The sequence below is a fragment of the Cobetia sp. 5-11-6-3 genome (assembly GCF_013374055.1).
Taxonomy (GTDB): domain Bacteria; phylum Pseudomonadota; class Gammaproteobacteria; order Pseudomonadales; family Halomonadaceae; genus Cobetia; species Cobetia marina.
Map to the genome: position 1 here is coordinate 194,474 of NZ_BLWJ01000001.1, position 20,094 is coordinate 214,567.

General features: G+C 64.3%; 17 protein-coding genes. 5 read left to right on the plus strand and 12 right to left on the minus strand.

Going from position 1 to position 20,094, the window contains the following annotated elements:
* Positions 1-59 precede the first annotated feature (59 nt).
* From HXS66_RS00690 to HXS66_RS00710, 5 genes are all read right to left on the minus strand, one after another.
* A complete protein-coding gene (locus HXS66_RS00690; RefSeq protein ID WP_176502658.1) occupies positions 60-1,610 on the minus strand; it encodes an amino acid racemase in 1,551 nt (516 codons plus the stop codon).
* Between the two features lie 136 nt (positions 1,611-1,746).
* Positions 1,747-3,069 carry a dicarboxylate/amino acid:cation symporter gene (locus HXS66_RS00695; protein ID WP_176502659.1) on the minus strand — a complete coding sequence of 441 codons (1,323 nt, stop codon included), beginning with the start codon at positions 3,067-3,069 and terminating at the stop codon, positions 1,747-1,749.
* Positions 3,070-3,388: 319 nt separating this feature from the next.
* Positions 3,389-4,378 (minus strand): ABC transporter substrate-binding protein, encoded by a 990-nt coding sequence (locus tag HXS66_RS00700; RefSeq protein ID WP_240704157.1) that lies wholly within the window; start codon positions 4,376-4,378, stop codon positions 3,389-3,391.
* Positions 4,379-4,671: 293 nt separating this feature from the next.
* A complete protein-coding gene (locus tag HXS66_RS00705; RefSeq protein WP_176502660.1) occupies positions 4,672-5,373 on the minus strand; it encodes a pseudouridine synthase in 702 nt (233 codons plus the stop codon).
* Entirely contained in the window at positions 5,373-6,266 is an 894-nt protein-coding gene (locus HXS66_RS00710) for a nitrilase family protein (RefSeq protein WP_077373264.1), read from the minus strand. The genes HXS66_RS00705 and HXS66_RS00710 overlap by 1 nt, the downstream gene beginning before the upstream one ends.
* A 404-nt stretch (positions 6,267-6,670) precedes the next feature.
* On the opposite strand from HXS66_RS00710, the gene HXS66_RS00715 reads away from it, so the two are divergent.
* Genes HXS66_RS00715 through HXS66_RS00725 form a run of 3 tightly spaced genes read left to right on the plus strand, consistent with a single transcriptional unit; the run spans position 6,671 to position 9,061 of the window.
* The gene (locus tag HXS66_RS00715) at positions 6,671-7,024 is read left to right on the plus strand and encodes a DUF1904 family protein (RefSeq protein WP_169477152.1); all 354 of its coding nucleotides are present in this window, start codon (positions 6,671-6,673) and stop codon (positions 7,022-7,024) included.
* Complete coding sequence (rarD, locus tag HXS66_RS00720; RefSeq protein WP_176502661.1) at positions 7,021-8,001, plus strand: EamA family transporter RarD; 981 nt, start codon at positions 7,021-7,023, stop codon at positions 7,999-8,001. The genes HXS66_RS00715 and rarD overlap by 4 nt, the downstream gene beginning before the upstream one ends.
* Positions 8,002-8,038: 37 nt before the next feature.
* The gene (locus HXS66_RS00725; protein WP_077372841.1) at positions 8,039-9,061 is read left to right on the plus strand and encodes a YihY/virulence factor BrkB family protein; all 1,023 of its coding nucleotides are present in this window, start codon (positions 8,039-8,041) and stop codon (positions 9,059-9,061) included.
* A gap of 207 nt (positions 9,062-9,268) precedes the next feature.
* Here the strand turns inward: HXS66_RS00725 and HXS66_RS00730 are convergent, their stop codons facing one another.
* Entirely contained in the window at positions 9,269-9,700 is a 432-nt protein-coding gene (locus HXS66_RS00730; RefSeq protein ID WP_136938110.1) for an OsmC family protein, read from the minus strand.
* Between the two features lie 318 nt (positions 9,701-10,018).
* Between HXS66_RS00730 and HXS66_RS00735 the strand changes: the two genes are divergently transcribed.
* Both HXS66_RS00735 and HXS66_RS00740 read left to right on the plus strand, forming a co-directional pair.
* Positions 10,019-10,459: a hypothetical protein gene (locus HXS66_RS00735; RefSeq protein WP_141391863.1), complete on the plus strand. Its 441-nt coding sequence runs from the start codon at positions 10,019-10,021 to the stop codon at positions 10,457-10,459.
* A gap of 431 nt (positions 10,460-10,890) precedes the next feature.
* The gene (locus HXS66_RS00740; protein WP_176502662.1) at positions 10,891-12,054 is read left to right on the plus strand and encodes an NADH:flavin oxidoreductase; all 1,164 of its coding nucleotides are present in this window, start codon (positions 10,891-10,893) and stop codon (positions 12,052-12,054) included.
* A 71-nt stretch (positions 12,055-12,125) separates the two neighbouring features.
* Here the strand turns inward: HXS66_RS00740 and HXS66_RS00745 are convergent, their stop codons facing one another.
* The 6 genes from HXS66_RS00745 to rlmF form a co-directional block, all read right to left on the minus strand.
* On the minus strand, positions 12,126-13,301 hold the full coding sequence (locus tag HXS66_RS00745; RefSeq protein ID WP_308457321.1) for an NAD-dependent epimerase/dehydratase family protein: 1,176 nt from the start codon (positions 13,299-13,301) through the stop codon (positions 12,126-12,128).
* On the minus strand, positions 13,298-15,253 hold the full coding sequence (locus tag HXS66_RS00750) for a glycosyltransferase family 39 protein (RefSeq protein ID WP_176502663.1): 1,956 nt from the start codon (positions 15,251-15,253) through the stop codon (positions 13,298-13,300). The genes HXS66_RS00745 and HXS66_RS00750 overlap by 4 nt, the downstream gene beginning before the upstream one ends.
* Entirely contained in the window at positions 15,250-17,043 is a 1,794-nt protein-coding gene (locus tag HXS66_RS00755; protein ID WP_176502664.1) for a glycosyltransferase family 39 protein, read from the minus strand. The genes HXS66_RS00750 and HXS66_RS00755 overlap by 4 nt, the downstream gene beginning before the upstream one ends.
* On the minus strand, positions 17,040-17,513 hold the full coding sequence (locus tag HXS66_RS00760; protein ID WP_176502665.1) for a lipid-A-disaccharide synthase N-terminal domain-containing protein: 474 nt from the start codon (positions 17,511-17,513) through the stop codon (positions 17,040-17,042). The genes HXS66_RS00755 and HXS66_RS00760 overlap by 4 nt, the downstream gene beginning before the upstream one ends.
* On the minus strand, positions 17,513-18,484 hold the full coding sequence (locus tag HXS66_RS00765) for a glycosyltransferase family 2 protein (protein WP_255303021.1): 972 nt from the start codon (positions 18,482-18,484) through the stop codon (positions 17,513-17,515). The genes HXS66_RS00760 and HXS66_RS00765 overlap by 1 nt, the downstream gene beginning before the upstream one ends.
* A gap of 253 nt (positions 18,485-18,737) precedes the next feature.
* Entirely contained in the window at positions 18,738-19,928 is a 1,191-nt protein-coding gene (gene rlmF / locus HXS66_RS00770; protein WP_176502666.1) for a 23S rRNA (adenine(1618)-N(6))-methyltransferase RlmF, read from the minus strand.
* Between the last annotated feature and the right edge of the window lie 166 nt (positions 19,929-20,094).

The following is a 20,094-nucleotide window of genomic DNA, read 5'->3' on the forward strand; positions in this document are numbered from 1 at the left end:
GCGCCACATTCTCCACCTCGACGTCTTTAGCACGAGGTCTTCGGCACGAGGTCTTCGGGCTATTGCGCCATGGCGATGCAGCGGCGAGCCAGTATCTCCGAGGGGTCCAGCAAGGCCACGCGCTCACGCAGCGCTTTCGGCAGTTCGATCAGCGGCAGCTCCGTACAGCCCAGAATGACCACCTCTGCCCCCTGGGCCAGCAGGTGCTCGATGGCGGCTTCCAACTTCAGACTGCATTCGCCTGAGGTGTGGCCCGCCTTGACGCCCTGCTGCCCGTAGATGGCGTCCATCACGCAAGCCTGATGGGAGGCGTCCGGCACCAGCGTCTCACGCCCCGAGGCTTCGAGGATGTCGTGGTAGACCCGACTGGCCACGGTGCCACTGGTCGCGAGCAGCCCGACCCGCGCCACCGGCGTCTCCCGCGCGGCGATATGATCAACCACCGCCGTCAGCATGTTGATGATCGGGATGCCGATATAGGGCTGGATACGCGCCACGAAGGCATGCGCGGTATTACAGGGAATCGCGATGGCATTGGCACCGTCCGCTTCCAGTCGCTGACAGGTGGCGAGCATCGGGATGCTCGGGTCTTCCCCGTTGCCGATCAGATTGGCGGTGCGATCGGGAATCTGCGGATTCTGCTCCACCACCATCTTGAGGTGATCCTGATCGCGCTCAGCACGTGTCAGTCCCACCACCTTGCGCATGAAGTCCACCGTCGCAGCGGGCCCGACGCCGCCCAGCACGCCCAGCTTGAACTGCCGCCCTTCCTGCTCGCGATCATGTCCCAGCGCGTACTCGGCGTAGATTCGATTGGAATCCAGCAACGGCACCGGAATCAGGGGCTGCAGCGAGGCCATCATCACCGGGATCTCGCTCAGGCCCGGCACGATGATCTCGGCTCCCTGACGAATGAGATCATCGCAGGCTTCCATCAGCTGCTGCAGACATTCACCGCCATGATGGCCGCTCTTGATGCCGGTCGGGCCATAGATGGCCTCCATCAATGCCTCACGCTGCACGCGCGCCTCCGGGTAGAGCACCTCGAGCTCCGCGCCGGGCTCGGCACCTTCCGGTCGGGTCATGGGCTCGGATACGGGCCCGGACAGACGACGCGTGAAGATGCCAGAGGCGCGCACGTAGCTTGAGGTCAGCACGCCGATCTTGCGAACGTCAGGGTACTCGCGGCGAATGCGGTCCTGCAGTGCCTCGAAGATATCCACCACGTTCACGCTGATTTCCGGGGTGATCTCGGCCAGGAAGGTATGCGAGAGAAAGCATGGCACCAGCGCATTCTCGACCTTGCCCTGCATGTCCTTGAGCACGTTGTAGACATAGAACTTGCGGCGCAGCGGGTCATAGCCCTCTTCCGCGATGCCGGGGCCATCCTCGAAGTGACGTTGTTCGAAGGCGATGTCCACTCGGCGCGGGGGCTTGCAGTACTGGGCCGCTCGCACGGTCTTGAGCAATACATCCGCGCTGCCCAGCGCTCCGAGCCCGCCGACCACACCGTAGCGGGTGACGGTGTCCGGCGCGTTGCGGGGCCCGCCAGCAGCGAGTCCAGCCGCAGAAAGCCGATTGACAGAAAGCCGTGTGGCAGACGCTTCCATGGCGCGATTCTCCTGACCATCTTTGACATGCCTGTCGGCCTGAGGGCGACAGATTCCTGGGGAAGGACGACCGGCAGCGCCTCCTGGCTGCCGGTCAGTGGGAAGTGAAGGCCACTTCCCTCCATCAGCGCGACGCTCAGCTCAAGGTCGAACGCATCACGTGTGGGGTGTTGAAGACCTCTTCGTCGAGTGCCTTCTCGCTCTTGGCGACCAGACAGCTGACGGCGCAGTCGCCGGCCACGTTCAGCCCGGTACGTGCCATGTCGAGCACACGGTCGATCCCGGCGATGATGGCGACCCCTTCCAGCGGCAGGCCGACGGAGGTCAGCACCAGCGAGAGCATGATCAGCCCCGCCCCCGGCACGCCCGCCGTGCCGATGGAGCCCAGGGTGGCGGTCATGATGATGGTGACGTACTCGGTCATGCCCAGATCGACACCGTAGGCCTGGGCGATGAACAGCGCGCAGACACCCTGATACAGCGCGGTGCCATCCATGTTGATGGTCGCGCCCAGCGGCAGCACGAAGCTCGAGACGCTGCGCTTGACGCCCAGATTCTGCTCGGCGGCCATCATGGTCACCGGCAGGGTGCCGGAGCTTGAGGTGCTGGTGAAGGCGAGCATGATCGGCTCGACACTGCCCTGGAAATACCGCACGGGATTGAGGTGCGCGACGAAGCGCAGCAGGCCGCCATACACCACCACGGCGTGCACGATGCAGCCCAGATAGACGATGGCGATCACCTTGGCCAGCGGCGCGAGCATCGCCAGCCCGTAGGTTCCGGCGACCCAGGCCATCAGCGCGAAGACACCGTAGGGCGTGAAGGCGATGACGATGCTGGTCATGCGGTAGATGATTTCCGCGGCGGACTCGAAGAACACGCGCACTGGATGCGCCTTCTCCCCGACCAGCGTGATGGAGAGGCCGAACAGGATCGCAAAGACGATGATCTGCAGCACATTGCCCTCGGCGAAGGCCTCGACGGCATTGGTCGGCACCAAGCCAAGCAATGTCTCGACGGCGGTCGGCGCTTCCCGCACCTCGACACCGGCGGCGCTGCCCAGGTCGATACCCACGCCCGGCTGGAAGAGAGCCGCCAGCCCCAGGCCGATGGTGATCGCCACCGCCGTCATGCCCAGATACAGCCCCAGTGTCTTGAGACTCAGTCGCCCCAGGCGGGAAAGGTTGTCAAGCGAGGCCACGCCGGTGACCAGCGAGACGAAGACCAGCGGCACGATCAGCATCTTGATCGCGCGGATGAACAGATCGCCCAGCGGCTTGATGTCGGCGGCGATATCGGCGCGGCCGGTCTGGTTGAGCAGGATGCCCAACCCAAGGCCCAGCACCAGTGCAATGAAGATCTGTTTCCAGAGCGGCAAGCCTGTCCACGGGGACAGCAAGCGCGCGACAGGACCAGAGGTGCGCGAATCGCGCTCGGCGAACGAATCAGTATCAGCCATGAGGTAAACCCTGCTTGTCATTGTTGTTTGCTGCGCGTTGAGGCGACGCAGAATGCGGGGTCATGGTGATACAGCGCGAACAGGTCCGACCAATTCTTTATTTTGATTTTCCATGCAAGATTTGCATGACGATGCTGCGATGGGGCTCGACGGGCAGTGAGAAGGTGCCAGAAACGCAAGAACCCCGCTCCAGGAGCGGGGTTCTGATCAGACATTGCCGGCGGCAACAGGCACGCAGACTGTGTCATCCAGTGTCGCCGAGTTTCAAGACCGAGTGTTCAGCCGTGCAGACGGAAGCGACAGGTTCGGGATCGACACGTCAGGCGTCCGGCAGGCCAAGCGCCTTCTGCACAGCAGGCCAGGCGGGTTCGCCATCTCGAGTGGTCACGCCTTCCAGCCAGCCCTTGACCTTGGCGGGATTGGCCTTCATCCAGGTGCCAGCCACCTCTTCCTGCGGGCGCTCTTCCTTGCCAAAGCCATAGATCAGCTCGCTCTGCTCCTCGGAGGTGAAGGCGATCTGATCCAGAAAGACGGTGGCGTTGGGATGCGCTTCGGACCATTTCTTGTTGGCCAGGGTCTTCACGTCACTGGCGCCGCCACCCGGGCCCCACAGGTCCTTGGGGTCCTCCAGGAAGACCATGTCGTATTCGACCCCCATCCAGTGGGGGGTCCAGCCGACGAACATGACCCACTCATCGCGCTTGATGGCATTGGCCACCGTCCCCAGCATGCCGGCGGTGGAGGATTCCTTGAGGTCCCAGTCACCCAGGCCGTAGATGTCTTCGTCGACGGCACGGTTGGCGATCTCGCTGGAGCCCGAGCCGATCTCGATGGAGTAGATGGTCTTGTCGAACTTGTCGGCGAATTCCGGCTTGTCGACATCGTTCAGTGAGGTGACGCCGGCTTCGGCCACATAACGCGGTACGGCGAAATTGGCTCGCGCGCCGTTCACGTTGTTGCCCAGATCGACCATGGCGCCTTTTTCCATCGCCGCGTTGTACATGGTGCTCTGCCCCGGCAGCCAGGCGGCCAGATAGACATCCACTTCCCCGAGCGAGATGCCTTCATAGGTGATCTGCGCGCCCAGCTGACGCGTGGTGGGGGAATAGCCCAGCGCCTCGAAGATCTCGGAGGCGATTTCGGTCTTCATGGTCACGCCTGGCCACGGCGGCGCCGCGAATACCACACTGGCCTCTTCCGCGGCGCTTGCCGGTGCCGAGAGGGTCGCCAGCAGCAGGCCACTGCCCGCCAGCGCCATGCGCAGCGGCAGGGGTTTCATCAGGTGGGACTTGGTGAAGGGGGACGACATAGTGGATTTTCCTCGTTGTTGTTATGGAGAAGCCATTGCCATGAAAATACTGGAAACAAGCGTTTGATTGAAGACGATCTCAGTATAAATTTCACTTCTGCAAAACGCACTTCCCACAAAGAAATCACAATACGAGCAGACAACGCTTACCTTAAGCGCGATCGTTGGATCGATACAAGGCTCAGCGGCCAACGACGCGCATGAAAAAGCCCCCGCCATTGAGGAAAAATGACGGGGGCTTTTCATGACGATATGGCGCTGATGATCAGACGCTGACAATCAGACGCTGACAATCAGAAGCTGGCGACCTCTTCCGGACGCAGGAAGCGACATTCGCCGGGTTCCAGCTCCGGGTCCAGCTCCACGTCGCCGATGGCTTCACGGTGCAGGGCTTCGACATGATTGCCGATGGCCGCGAACATGCGCTTGACCTGGTGATAGCGGCCTTCGGTGATCCACAGCAGACCCACGGTGGCCGTTTCCATCTCCAGGCGTGCCGGACGCGTTGGCTTCTCTTCGCCGTCCAGCATCAGGCCGTGTTCGAAATCTTCCACGGCACGCGCCAGCTCATCCCCTTCCAGCGGGCGCGCCAGGGTCACGCGATAACGCTTGGCACAGGCTTTCTTGGGTGAGGTGACGCGGTGGTTCCACTGGCCGTCATCCGTCATCAACACCAGACCGGTGGTGTCGACATCGAGACGCCCGACGATGCTCAGGCGCTCGACATTGGGCAGCTCGATCAGGTCGTGCGCGCGCTCGTACAGGCCCGGCTTGGTGGTGCATTCGACATTGGCCGGCTTGTGGAGCATCAGATAGCGCAGGCCCATCAGTTCCAGGTGCTCGCCGTTCCATTCGACGCGCATGCCATCCTTGACGGCACGCGCGGTGTTCTTGACTACCTCACCATCCACGGTGACATCGCCGCGATGCACGACCTTCTTGGCATCGCTGCGGCTGAGATCCGTGGTTTCGGTAAGGAATTTGTCCAGGCGCATCAGGCCTCCAGAGTGAAATGATCGGCGTCCATCCACGCCGGAAACTTGGTTCGAAACTCGTCGAGGGCGCCGCGTTCAAGCGTCACCGTCTCGATGAAGGGTTGGTCTGGCGCGGGGTCGAGGATGGGCTCGCCCTTGAAATCGCAGACCATGGAATCGCCGGTATAGTGCAGCCCGTTGGCATCGTCACCCACTCGGTTGACGCCCACCACATAGGCCAGATTCTCGATGGCGCGCGCCTGAAGCAGGGTGCGCCACGGATGCCGCCGTACGCCCGGCCAATTGGCCACGCACAGCAGCAGGTCATATTCGAAGGCGCTGCCGGTGGCACACTCCGCCGCGCTCATGCCGCCAATCACGGGGCGTTGACGCAGCCAGGTCGGGAAGCGCAGGTCATAGCAGACGGACAGCTGGATCCGGAAGCCGTTGAGCTCGACGATCACCCGCTCATTGCCCATGCCATAACGCTCATGCTCGCCTGCCATGCGAAACAGATGGCGCTTGTCGTAATGCCTCAGCTCACCACTCGGCGTGGCCCACAGCATGCGGTTGTAGCACTCGTCTCCCTCGAGTACCGCAATGCTGCCCGTCATCACGCAACCGCGCGCGACAGCCTGCGCCTTGAGCCAGGCGACACTCTCGCTGGTCTCCATCGGCTCGGCCATCTCACGGGAATTCATGGTGAAGCCGGTGGCGAACATCTCGGGCAGCACGATGAGGTCGGTCAGGGCATTGTGGCCGTCAGGGCCGGCCGTCAGGCCAGCGGCGTCCAGCTGCTCGCCCAGCAGGCGACAGTTCTCTGCCGGGTCTTCCCAGCGCAGATCGGCCTGCACCAGGCTGACACGCAACTTGCCTGCGTCTTCCCACGTTGCTGATGGATTCGTCACTGTCATGCCGTCTCCCTGATCCTCGGTCATCTTGCCCTCATGCCGCCCTCCCGGGACACGCCTTGCGGGTGATGGAGGGCGTGAGGCCTGCATGCCATCGCGAGCATGAATGCGCCCATTCTACCGTCTGTGGCGCTCAGATGTGAGAGGCAATGCGGGTACTGGCCGACAACTCCGCGCGGCTCAGCCAGCGGATGTGTGCATGAGTCGCCGATGATATATTGACCATCGACATGCTGCCGCGGCCTGAAGGCGCGACGCAGGCCATCGCTTCCCCTTATGCTGATGTTGCGCGGGGCTTGATGCCGGCTCCGTCAGCGCCGGCTGATGAAGCCCGGCGCATGGACCTCGGTCCGCCTGTCGCCCACGCGCGCTGTCACCCCCACTCATTCGTGCTCCAGGAGCCCTGCATGCCTCAGCTTCGCTTCCATGGCGTTACCCCCGCCCGTCTCGCCCCCGTCTCGCGCACGCTTGTCGACCAGCTCAGTGAGGCCACGGCGACGCCGCGCGATGAGTTCACGCTGGAGTGCATCAGCACGCAATATGTCTTCGACGGCCAGACGGTGGATGCCTTTCCCTTCGTCGAGGTGCTGTGGTTCGAACGCGGCCAGCAGGTCCGTGACGTCTGTGGCGAGGCCATCCACCAGGCAATGCGCGAAGCCGGCTACCCCGAGGCCGAGACCTTCTTCCTCGCGCTGAGCCCCTCGGGCTACTACATCGCGGGCAAGCCACTGGCTCAGGATGGCGAGAGTGACTCGCGATGAGCCAGGCGCAGAGCACGCCCGAGAGCGATGAAGCGGCAGCCCTGGCCCGTCGCGAAGGCCTCAAGGGGGTCGGCTACGGCCTGACGGCCTATGCCATGTGGGGCTGCTTTCCGCTGTACTTCGCGCTGTTTTCCGGCATCCCCGCCTGGGAGGTGTTGCTGCACCGCATCCTGTGGAGCTGCGTGTTTCTCATCCTCCTGATCAGCCTGCTGAAGCGCTGGTCACCGATTCGCAGCGCATTGTCCAGGCCACGGCAACTATGGCCGGGGCTGGCGTGCGCCTTGTTGATCGCGGCCAACTGGGGGATCTACATCTTCGCGGTGGAGCAGCATGAAGTGCTGCAGGCAAGCCTCGGCTACTTCCTGACGCCATTGGTCAACGTGGCACTGGGCATGCTGGTGCTCAAGGAGCGCCTGACTCGCCTGCAGGGCGTGGCGCTGGGGCTGGCGGCGCTGGGCCTGAGCCTGCAGTTTCTCAATCTCTCCGAGCTGCCCTGGATCACCCTTTCGCTGGCGCTGTCCTTCGGCACCTACGGGCTGCTGCGCAAGCGTGTCGCGCTGGATGGCCTGTCGGGGCTGTTCGTCGAGACGCTGATGCTGGCGCCCCTCGCCCTGCTGTTGATCGCGGGTCTGTGGCAGACAGGCGAGTCACGCTTTCTGGCCACGGGCATCGGCCCGCTGGAGCTGCCCGCCAGCGTGCTGCTGATGTCCAGCGGTATCCTGACGGCGCTTCCGCTGCTGGCCTTTGCCGGCGCGGCACGCCGCCTGCGCCTCGCCACCGTCGGCTTTCTGATGTACATCAATCCGAGCATGCAGTTCGCCATCGCGTTGCTGGTATTCCACGAGACCTTGCAGCCCTCGATGCTGCTCACCTTCGTGTTGATCTGGTCAGGGCTGGCGCTCTATTCGACCTCGACCCTGCTGGCACATCGCGCCGAAAGCCGCAGCCGACGGGCACTCAAGGGCGGCACCTCGTGACGCCTTGCCAGTCCACCGACTCTCCAGGAGGCCATTGATGCCGGACACGGCTGACGATACCTGGCGCGCGCGACTGCTGCGCTTTCTCCCCCGCCTGATCGCTTTCGCCTGGCGGGTGCTGGGCCAGTTCATCGCCAATCGTGGCGTACTGCTGGCGGGGGGAGTGGGCTACAACATCCTGCTCTCCAGCGTGCCGTTGTTCGCCCTGAGCTGCGTATTGCTGACGCATCTGGTCGATGAGTCACGTCTGATGAGCATCATCGCCATCCAGGTCCAGCATCTGGGACCCGGGCAGGAAGACGTGCTGCTGGATGCCGTGCGCAAGCTGCTGGACAACCGTGACGTGATCAGCTGGATCGGGATGGGGGGCTTGCTGTTCTTCGCCGGGCTGGCCTTTCGCATGCTGGAGGATGCCATCGCGCTGATCTTTCATCAGCACCCGGTGATTCGCAAACGCAGTGCCTGGATCTCGGCCCTGCTGCCCTATGCCTTCGTGATGGTGCTGGGGGCCGGCCTGCTGGCACTGACCCTGCTGGTGGCACTGGCCTCGGCGATGAATGATGCCCTGACCCTGCTGACGGGTATCGAGGTCACGCTCGGCGAGGCGGGCAGTGAAGTGATCTACCTGATCAGCATCGTCGGCATGTTCGGGCTGTTCAGCGCCATCTACAAGATCCTGCCCCAGACACGCGTCTCCACTCGCCGTGCACTGGTCGGCGGGCTGGTCGCGGCGACCCTGTGGGAGCTGACACGTCTGGCGCTGAGCTGGTACTTCACTCACCTGTCCTTCGTGGGCGCCATCTATGGCTCGCTGGCCACCTTGATCGTGTTGCTGCTGGGCCTGGAGGTTGGCGCCATCATCCTGCTGCTTGGCGCTCAGGTGATCGCGGAACTCGAGCAATGCTCACGCGAGAACATCCGCTGGTACCGCACGCCCAGCCGTACCCCTCTGACGCGTCTGCAATCCCGTCGCAACGCCATGCAACATGCCGGGGCGATCAGCGAAGAGGAACTGCCACCCGATGAGCCAGATGATGCGAAAAGGCCCGACGAACGCTGACCGGAATGGAAGCGGATGGAGATAAGGCTAGAGAGAAATGGATAGAGAGATAGAGAGATAGAAAAAAGAGAGAGAAAAAAGAGAGATACCACGCAAAAAACCGCCCCTCAGGGCGGTTTTTTCATTGGCGCACCCCCCTGCTGAGGGGATGCGCCTTCACGCCATAGCTGCCTCACCTAAAAGAGCCGAGGGCAGCTGGCGAGCGTCTCAGCTGTCGAGAGACGCCTCAAGGGTGATCTCGGCTGTGAACAGCTTGGAGATCGGGCAGCCGGCCTTGGCCTTCTCGGCGGTCGCCTGGAAGTCCGCGTCACTGATGCCCGGCACCTTGGCCTTGGTCACCAGCGCGATCCTGGTGACGCTGAAACCGCTGTCATCCTTGTCCAGATGCACGGTCGCGCGGGTATCGATGGCGCTCGGCTCATAGCCTGCCTCTCCCAGCATCATCGACAGCGCCATGGAGAAGCAGCTGGCGTGCGCTGCGCCGATCAACTCTTCAGGATTGGTACCCGCGCCGTCTTCGAAACGCGTATTGAAACCATAGGGCTGATCCTTGAGGGCACCGCTTTCACTGCTGACGGTACCTTTACCCTGCTTGACGCTACCTTCCCAATGCGCGGAACCGGTTTTCTTGATCGTCATGCGTGTCTCCTTGACTGGGTGAACTCTCAGGGGGCCGTTGCCCTCTCCCCATCACATTGTCATGCCAGGCGACGACTTCAAGGGTCCGACACCAGATAACCGCCCTGACCACCGGATACGCAAGCCACCTCACCCGCCAGCGATGCAGGAACGTCAGCGAGAGTTGATTTCTCGTCATCTGCCCCGATCTCTCTTCCATCAGCGTCCAGTACAGCGCAACGTCTGGATGTCTCTTGCACAACGAGCAAGCACTCATTGACTTGCTCACGGAATGGCCTGGCCCATGCTCCACGCCGTTTCCCTAAAGGAGCACTCGACATGTCATTCACGACCCCTTCGCCCTTCCGAGCAGGCACTTCACGCAAGACGCGCTACGGTGTCGGCATCGCCGCCGTGATGCTGGGCTGCCTGAGCCTGTCCCCGGCCTATGCCTTTGACGAAATGAATACCGAGACGGGAGTCAGTGGTGCCGCTGCCTCCCAGCACTCCTCGAACGGCGAGCCGACCACCAGCCACTCCACGCGTACCGCTGATGATTCCCGCGACAATGGGGCGAACTACCAGCAGCACCAGCAGCCCGAGGCCAGCCAGCAATCCAAGGATGAGGCCAAGCGTCAGGTACAGAAAAGCCTCGACGGCGGAGATATCGGAAGCCAGGGGGGACGACATGCCAATACTGGCCAGGCCAAGCCGACCGAGAACTGGTTCGGCTGCCCACCTTCCGGCGGCAAGCAGACTGCCCAATGTGACGGCAAGTGATCGCCCGGGCTGAGCCCTCGCCCTAGACACGATTCCCGCGGATGAAACAGGCCCCGCAACCCTAGGTTGCGGGGCCTGTTTCGTTGCATGCACATGCGTGGGTGCAGGGCATGTGCATGGAAAGCAGTACACCGTTGCCACAATATGCAGCAACCGTGAAGTGATTACGAAAACCCCTTGATATTCAGGCAATTACGCAATCAAGTTGTCGAAACGACAACACTCTCCTTCCAGTGATCCCGCTTGTGACACCCCACCTCGGCAGGCACGATATATCGCATACAGATGATCCGTCGATCATCCCTCAAGGCCACTGCACGGCGTCTGCATGACGCCAGCACTGCATCGATTTCCGTCTTGTTCAGTACGCAGTCAGTGCAGGTCCCACGACCGGATACGACAGCGGAGTCATCTCCGCAGGAGAGTTACGCATGACAGACACCAAGACACTGTTCACCGCCCATACGCTTGGCGAGCTTGAGCTTCGCAATCGCCTGGTGCTCGCGCCGATGACCCGTACCAGTGCCCAGGAGGATGGCCTGGTCCACTTCGACATGGTCGATTACTACCGCGATTTCGCGCGCGGCGATTTCTCGTTGTTGGTCACCGAGGGCCTGTACACCGATGAGGCCTTCAGCCAGGGCTACGCCAATCAGCCGGGACTGGCCACTCAGGCCCAGCAGGACAGCTGGCGCCCGGTGGTCGAGGCCGTGCATCAACAAGGCGGCCGACTCATCGCCCAGTTGATGCATGCCGGCGCCCAGACTCAGCACAACCGCTTCAAGGATGAGGTGGTCGCGCCCTCAGAGAGCCGGGCCAGTGGCGAGATGCTCAGCTTCTACGGCGGCTCCGGCCCCTTCCCGCTGGCTCGCGAGATCACCGAATCGGAGATTCACGAGGCCATCGCCGGCTTTGCCACCAGTGCTCGCCTGGCCAGGGAAGCTGGCTTTGACGGGGTCGAGCTGCACGGTGCCAACGGCTACCTGATCCACCAGTTCATCAGTGAGCGCTTCAACCAGCGCGACGATGCCTGGGGCGGCGATGCCACTGCCCGGCTGGCCTTCCCGCTCGCGGTGATCCGCAGTGTGCGTGAGGCCGTCGGCGACGACTTCCCACTCGGCATGCGGCTGTCGCAGGGCACCGTGACCGAGCCGGACCTCAGCTGGGCCGGTGGGCCTGACGCGGCTCGTGCGCGCTTCTCGCACCTGATCGAGGCTGGCCTGGACTTCCTGCACCTGACGGGTGGCGATGTCGCCGCGCCCGCCTTCCCCGAGGCAGCGAATGCTGACGAGCGCTCGCTGAGCCTGACGGCGCTTGCCGACCAATCGCGCAAGGCACTGGAGTCAGACATCACGCTGATCACCAATGGCGGCGTGGACAGCTCCGAGAAGGCAGTGGCGGCGCTTGAGCACGCCGACCTGGTCGCGATCGGGCGTTCGGCACTGGCCAACCACGACTGGCCCAAGCGCGTGAAACGCGACACCTGCCTGACGCCCTTCGACTTCGCGATGCTGTCTCCATTGGCCACCCTGGCCAACGAGGAAGACTGGCGCATCGCCAACGACAAGCCGGCCAACTGCGAAGGCCGCTGCTGATGTCGGCAGACTGAAGCAGGACGCAGCGGGCCCCGCCACTCAGTGGCGGGGCCCGCTGCGTTGGAAACCCGTCAAGCCTTGAAGGGCGCTTCTGCACTGAAGGCCAGCCCCGCCGATGCCGGCGGTCTGATGCTCGTCATGCCGCGCAAGGTGCTCAAGTGCTGCGCCGTCAGGCCTCTCGCGGCTTCCGACGCCTCGTGCTCTCGCTCATCCTGCGTCTCGCTCAGCAGCGACGGATAGTGCCGCGCCCACTCGGCCAGCTCCTCAAGCCCCGTGGCAAGACTGACCACTGGCCGAAATCCGGTCAGCGCCTGGAGTGCCGAGGTGTCAGCCCAGGTGCGCTCGACATCGCCCGGCTGCATCGGCAGCAGACGTCTGCGGGCCGTGATGCACAGCGCCGCTTCCAGTCCGTTGATGAAGTCTCCCAGCGCGATGGGCTCGCCACGGCCGAGATTGAGCACCCGTGACGGTGCCGCGCTGGACACCTGAGCGGGTGGCAGCGGCATGAGACGGAAGATGCCCTCCACGATGTCACTGACATGGGTGAAGTCACGTGCCATCTGCCCCCGGTTGTAGACATCGATCACCTCACCGGCCAGCAGCTTGCGCGCGAATCGCAGCGGCGCCATGTCCGGTCGGCCGCGCGCGCCATAGACGGTGAAGAAACGCAGCCCCGTCACCGGCATGCCATAGAGGTGCGAGTAACTGTAGGCCATCAGCTCATTGGCTCGCTTGGTGGCGGCATACAGCGACAGCGGCCGCTCCCCCACCTGGGCTTCCTGCAGAGGCTGAGCGGCGTCATCCCCGTAGACGGAGCTGCTGGAGGCGTAGAGCAGATGACTCGGACGCGCGGCACGGCACGCCTCGAGAAGGTTGACGAAGCCGACCAGATTGCTGTCGACGTAATCGAAGGGCTGGCTGATGGAATGCCGCACCCCGGCCTGGGCGGCCAGGTTGACGACCACCTCGAAGCCCTCGTCCTTCATCAAGGCGAGCAACGCCTCGCGCTCGACCAGATCCAGCGGCACGAAGCGGAAACTGCCCGGCCGGCGGCCATCGCCGCACTCTCCCGCACACTGGCTGGCCAACGTCTCGAGGCGCGCCAGACGATGCCTCTTCAGCGCCAGCGGATAATAGGGATTGAGGTTGTCGAGTCCGACGACCTGCATGCCTTCCTGCAAAAGGCGCTCGCACAGCGCGGCGCCGATGAAGCCTGCGGCTCCCGTGACCAGAATCTTCATGCTCATTGTCTCTCCTGCGCGGACATGTCCCGCTTTGATGACGCGGACAGCAAGCCGCCCAACGCCGCTGCGGGAATCGTCATCACTCGATGGCGTCCCTGATGGAAGATCCGTGAGGTATCCGCCTTGCCATCCGCTGCCGCCTGACACCAGTCGCGCATGCCGGCCAGCGGGCCTTGCGTGCCTGGCAGACGCAGACACTTCTCCGCCTCGATCACCAGCCAGCCATCCGGATGCGCCGCCTGCCAGGCGCTAAGCGACCCCGCATCCCGCGTGAGCGTCTCCAGTGGCCGGGTCAGACGGCCGGTGAATTGCCAGGTCGCTTGATAGTCCCAGCCGACGACAGCCACCTGCTGGCCAGCCTGCTGTCGGCCATTGATCCATTGCGCGATGGCGGTCTGATCCAGATGCGGCCACAGCGGGCGCAATGTCAGGCTCAACAGACAGGTCACCAGCAATACGCTGCCCAGCACCAGACGGCGCTGCGCATTCAGGACGCCGTCGTGGCGGGTCTGCACACCCGACACCTGACGCGCACTGATTGCCCCAGACGTCGCGCTGGACGGCCACAGGCCTGACATCAATGCCAGCAAGCCCGCGCCAGCCAGGAAACTCGACAGGCTGGCACTGCTTGAGGCCACCAGTGCAGAGTCCGCCGACCATCGTGCAAGATCTGTCGGCGCCAGTGACGGCATCACGATGACCGCCAGTGCCAGACTGGCAACGCCCAGTCCACCGCTTGTCATCGCCAGCAGCCGCAGCGCCCCATGAGCCGGTGGCTGACGAAGCGCCGCCCAGGCCAGCAACAGGCTCAGCGGCACCAGCAGCGGCATCAGGTAATGCACCTGCTTGCCGGAGATGAGCGAGAAGATCAGCAGGCCACTCAGCGCCCAGACGCGTCCCAGCCTCAGCAATGGCCGCTCGGCCGTCGGCCGCTGGGCAATCGAGGCCAGAAACCCTTCCAGCAGCAGACGCGGGCGCAGGCTGAACGGGAAGATCAACACCACAAGCCATGGCAGATACCACCACAGCGGCCGCGCATGATCCTGCGCGGCGACGACCCGATGCGCCGTCTGCCCCCACAGCAGGTCCTCCACGTAGCTGGCCGGCCCGGTGATGACGGCGGGCAGCAACCACACGCACAGCACCACGAGCCCCAGCAGCAGACTCATTCCCCAGCCGCGCCACTCGCCGGCCCAGACCTGGCGGGCCTTCGCCTGAGTCCACCAGGGGCGCGAGCCGACCACCACAGCAAACCACAACAGCGCCACCGGCCCCTTGGCCAGCAGGGCAAGTCCCAGCCACAGCCCACTCTCCGCCACCGCCTTCCCGGGCAAGGGCTGAGCCCCCTGTGGCGAACACCAGGGCCGCAGCGCCCCCAGCAGACAGGTGGTCAGCAGTACATCGAACATCAAGGCCTGGCTGTAGAGCATCCACATCAGGCAACCGGCGAGCGTCCAGCGGGTCAGAGAGACCCACTGCTCACGCATCTGCCATTCATCGCCCTCCCCCGCGGCCACCGGCCACAGGTTGCGAGCGACGCGTCCCAGCTGCCAGATCCCCAGCAGACTGACCAGCGGCATCAGCACTTTCGGCCAGACTTCATTGACCCCGAAGACCGCCCAGCCGGCGTGGATCAACCAGAACAACAGCACCGGTTTGTCCGCGTAGGGAGCGCCATTCATGCTCGAGACGAACCAGTGACCGGAATGCCACATCTCCCACGCCACCGAGACATAGCGGGTTTCATCGATGGGCAGATAGGGTCGCGCCAGCGCTCCTGCCATCAGCAGGGTCAGCCACAGTGCCCAGCACAGCCGCTCGCTGGCAAACAGGTTGGCCCCTGAGCTGACGGCGCTTTCGGCCAGCGCCATCGCCTTGCGCCAGCGGCCAGCCCGGGTGGCGGGCTCCGTCTCGCTGCGCTTGATCACACGTGAGCGGGGTGTCTGACGTTTCATGGGCGGGCCTCCGTCATCACGTCATGGCGCCCGGGGAGACCGATCAACCGCGCCGCCTCATCGGAGACCGAAGTCGGCGCCAGATACATCGGCGCGGCATCGGCATCGCCACGACACGCCAGCGCCGCTCCTCCGGGCAGCAGGGCCCAATGTTCATCCGGTTCACTCAGCGTGATGGCCTGCGTTGCCTCCAGGCAGGCATGCCGCTTGAGCATCCTGGGAGTCATCAGGGCCCAGCGGTGCTGCGGTGCCGCTTGCAGCCAGGCATACAGCCGCGAGAACTGGTCCGCCTCCGACGTCTTGTAGCCGAAGTGCCATAGCGGCTGGCGCGCCTGCAGGAGGTACTGCTCCCGGAAGTCAGGGATCGCCAGCGCCTGGTGATCACTTTGCTCGGCGACCTGAGCCATCAGTGCCGCCGGATTGCGCACCGGGTCCATCAGTCGCGCGCCCCAGGTCCCCCACAGGACCCAGAAGACCACCAGCCAGCTGCCCAGCGCGAGCAGGCCACCGCGCGGTTTCCACCATGCGCACAGCGCCACGCCAGCCCCTCCCAGAAGCCCCCACCATCCCCAGGGCACCAGGCCTTCCTGCTCGGCAAGCCTCGTCAATGCCGGAAGGCCAGCGGCCCCCAGCAGTGCCGCGCCCAGAAAGATGCCGGCAAGTCCAGCGCACAGCACGAAGGCCAGCCAGGCGACATGCCGCTTTCTGGACAGGCCGGGCAACAAGGGCGCCAGACCGACCACCAGCAGCGGCAGCGCCGGCAGGAGGTAGACGCCCCGCTTGCCGGGAGACAGCGAGAAGAACACCACGATCAAGACCGCACCGCTCAACGGCAGCCAGACGCGCAGATCACGACGCCACAAGCGGGTGGCGAGTGCCTTCGGCCACCAGGGCAGCGTCAACAGCAGCGGCATCCACGCCCAGGGAATCACCTGGGTCAGGAAGTAGTGCCAGGGCTTGAGGTGGTGCCAGCTGTCGGCGTAGCGCTCGGCGGTCTGCTTGAGCAGGATATTGTCGCGATAGGCTGCCAGCTCCGGGTCGGCAGAGAGCAGCGACATCACCAGCATCGGCCCGACCCAGGCCAGTGGTGCTGCCAGCAACCAGCAGAGCCCGATCCACAGCTCACGCCAGGACAGCTGACCGGCACGCTGGCCACCGCTGCGCCAGCGCGACGCTCGGCGCATGGCCAGCAGCCAGAACGGCAACATCAGGAGCGGCAGGAAGCCGACTCCCTTGGTGATGATGCCCAGTCCCATCGCGAAACAGCCAAGATGGAAGTAGCGCACACCATCATCGAGCAGTGCATGGCGCAGCAGCCCCCAGCAGCCGAGCATGATGAAGGCGGTGACCAGCATGTCGATCTGCGCGGTACGTGCCTGCAGCACGAACTGCAGCGTGGCGATCAGCCACAGGCCGGCGATGAAGGCGACGCGCTTCCCGTGCAGGCGACGGATCAGATCCACGCTCAGCGCCAGCGTCACCACCCCGGCGACCAGCGACGGCAAGGCGAAGCCGATGCGGATGTCGCCACTCACGCCGGTGGCCAGGCCACTGAGCCACATGAAGATCGGCGGCTTGTCGGGATACAGCTCTCCCCCGCGATGCGGCAGCCACCAGTGGCCAGTGACCCACATCTCGAGACCGTTGAGCGCGAAGCGTGGCTCATCCGCCGGCCAGGGCATGCGCATGCCGAGCCCGATGGCCGACACCAGCAGATACAGCAGCGCAAGGCTCCACCAGGGGTGGCGGGCGAGGCGTTGATAGAGACGGGCTTGAAGCATCGTGGTCATGCGCACGATGCCTTGTGCCGAGCACTTAGTGCCTCGAGTCGCGCCACCTCATGGGTGAGTCGGGCATTCTCCTCCGCGAGTCGAGCGTGCTCGGCCCGCAGCCGACTATCGCCGGCCGCGAGGAGTGAGCCCTCCGGCTCGCAGGCCTTTGAGGAAGCGGTGGGCTTCTCGACGCTCGATGCATCGTCACTGGCCGCCTGCTGGCGTGAGGCGCGGTCCCGCTTGATCAGGCTCAGGTTACGCAGATAGATGAGGAGCCCGGCCCCCTGGCCGGCGATGAACACCGGGTCCTGGCGGTGGATGGCATACGCCAGCAAGGTCATGCCGCCTGCCAGCGAGAACCACCAGAAGGCGCGCGGCACGATGGAACGACGCGCCTTCTCGCTGGCCAGCCACTGGATGATGAAGCGCGCCGAGAACAGCGCCTGACCACCGAAGCCGATGGCCACCCACCACGGATTGACATCCATCAGTGTGCTCCCCGCGCCACGCCGGCGTGAGGTGTGGCGATGCCAGAGAGATCGACCGCCCCAGCCGCCCTGCCGGTATCGATCCCCGACATGTCTCTGGCGGCATGCTCACCGACTTCCGATACATCACGGTTTCTGCATGCGGGATGGAGCGCGACCTCCAGCGGCGACAGCGTCTCACTGACGGCATTGCCGGAGAGATTCTGCAGCGGCGAGGGCAGGCGCGAGCGACGCACCAACCACATCACGCCGATGATGTCGCTGATGCCGACCCACAATCGATCGAAGAAGCCGTACTTGGAAACCCCGGCGACACGCTCACGATGGCGCACCGGCAAGGACTGCACCTTGCCGCCCTGGGCCCGCACCAACGCAGGCAGGAAACGGTGCATGTGATCGAAATACGGCAGACGCAGGAAGACGTCACGACGTGTGACCTTGATGCCGCAGCCGGTATCCGGCGTATCGTCATGCAGCAGCGCCTGGCGGATGGCATTGGCCAGTCGGGAGGACACGCGCTTGACGGCGTCATCGCGGCGTTCGGTGCGATGCCCCGCCACCATGTCCAGTCCCTCGAGACTGGCCAGTGACAGCATGTCCGGCAGGTCTGCCGGGTCGTTCTGGCCATCGCCATCCAGGGTCGCCAGCCATTCGCCACGCGCCAGGCGTGCGGCCTGCCACAAAGAGGTGCTCTGCCCGAAACTGGTGTCATGGTGATAGGGACGCAGCCGCGAATCTTCCAGGGCTGCCTGCGTGAGCCAGCGCCAGCTGTCATCGCTGGAGCCGTCATCGACCACGATGATCTCGTAACGCCGACCGGCGAGTGCCGCATGCACCTCGGCGATCAGCTTCGGCAGGTTGTCTCGCTCATCACGCCCGGGTATCAGCACCGAAATTCCCTCGCTCGAGGAATCCTCCTGCGCTGACACATGCGGTGAGCTGGGGGTGGGCATTGCGGTTGAGGACGGCATGGAACGGCTCCTGGCGAGGATGGGGCGGAGGACATGACGGCCAGTTGCCGGTGCCCCTGTTGATCTGGGCAGGCAGGCCGCGCGTTCCAGCAGAGACTGCGCGCGAACCATTAAGACAGCATTAAGTGAGGCTCAGATGACACCCGCCAATGCAGAAAGCCCCCGTCGCGCGGGGCGACGAGGGCTTCCTCAAGGGTCCATGATGCTGCCGGAGACGGTGCTGCAAAGGCCTCGGCGAGAGCCGGCGTCAAGGTCAGTCGTGATTCTGCCAGTGGTCCCGCCCCCACTGCCGGCGCTCGGCGGGCGTCAAGAATGACCAGACCACACAGCGACTGATCTTCTGTCCCTGGGACATCTCGATCACCCGCACCTCGCTGGCACCGCTTGCCGCCAATGCCTGCTTGATCCCCGGCAGACTGCTGGCATGCGCCACCAGCGAGCTGAACCACAGGCAGCGCGACGCCACGTCACGACTCTCGCTGACCATGCGCGTCACGAAGGCTTCCTCTCCTCCCGGACACCAGAGTTCGGCCGCCTGACCTGCGAAATTCAGCGCGGGTGCCGACTGGGCGCTGTGTCGGCGAGACCTGTCGACCCTGGATTTGTCGTCACCAGCCCGCTCCTGGCGAGTCCTGCCCTTGCGCGAGGCATTGCTGCGCTGCTGGCGCGACTTGTCCAGCCCCCGCCATTTGCGCTGCGCTTCACGCGCCATGTCAGCTTCGCTGGCATGGAATGGTGGATTGCACAGCACCAGATCGAAGCGTTCCGCCTGCCCCCAGAGCCCGGCGAAGAGCGCACGCCGATCCCGTTGCAGACGCAGCTCGATCTGACCACGCAGCACCACATTGGCCATCACGTTGCGGTGGGCCGATTCCAGCGCCGTGGCACTGATGTCACTGCCGACCATCTGCCAGCCGAAGCTGCGATTGGCCAGCAACGGATAGATGACATTCGCACCGACACCGACATCCAGCGCTCTGACTCGCTCCCCCGGGGGCAACTGCCCCCGCCCGTTGGCCTCGACCAGCAGGTCCGCCAGATAGTGCAGATAGTCGGCCCGGCCGGGAATCGGCGGACATAGATAGCCCGCGGGAATGTCCCAGTCGCTCACCCCGTAGTGATGACGGAGCAAGGCGCGATTGAGGGCCTTGACGGCCATCGGGTCCGAGAAATCGATCGAGGCGTTGCCGCCCGGTGTCGTGATGAGAAAGGCCGCCAGTTCCGGGCTGACCCGAGTCAGCGCCGACATGTCATAACGCCCCCGATGGGGATTGCGCGGGTGCAGCTCTCCCTTGCGGGCCGGCATCACCTTGACGGGCGCCGCGTTGGAGGTGGCGGGCTTCCCTCGGGAGGCCGGCTGCCGCCTGGCGGGCGAATCGTGTCGGGAAGAGGCATCGGACTTGGACGGGGAAGCACCGCGTGGGCGGCGCGAAGAGGAGGACATGACGACATACCAGGCAATGACGGGGCCCGCCATCTTACCAGAGGGCGCAGTGACAGGCGGCTACCCTCGGGCAACTTTGCCCACCGCAGACGTACTGTGCTTGGAAAACGCCCATGGGAGGACGTTCACGGTGAGAATTCACCACCATCCGGCGGGAGCCGCGAGA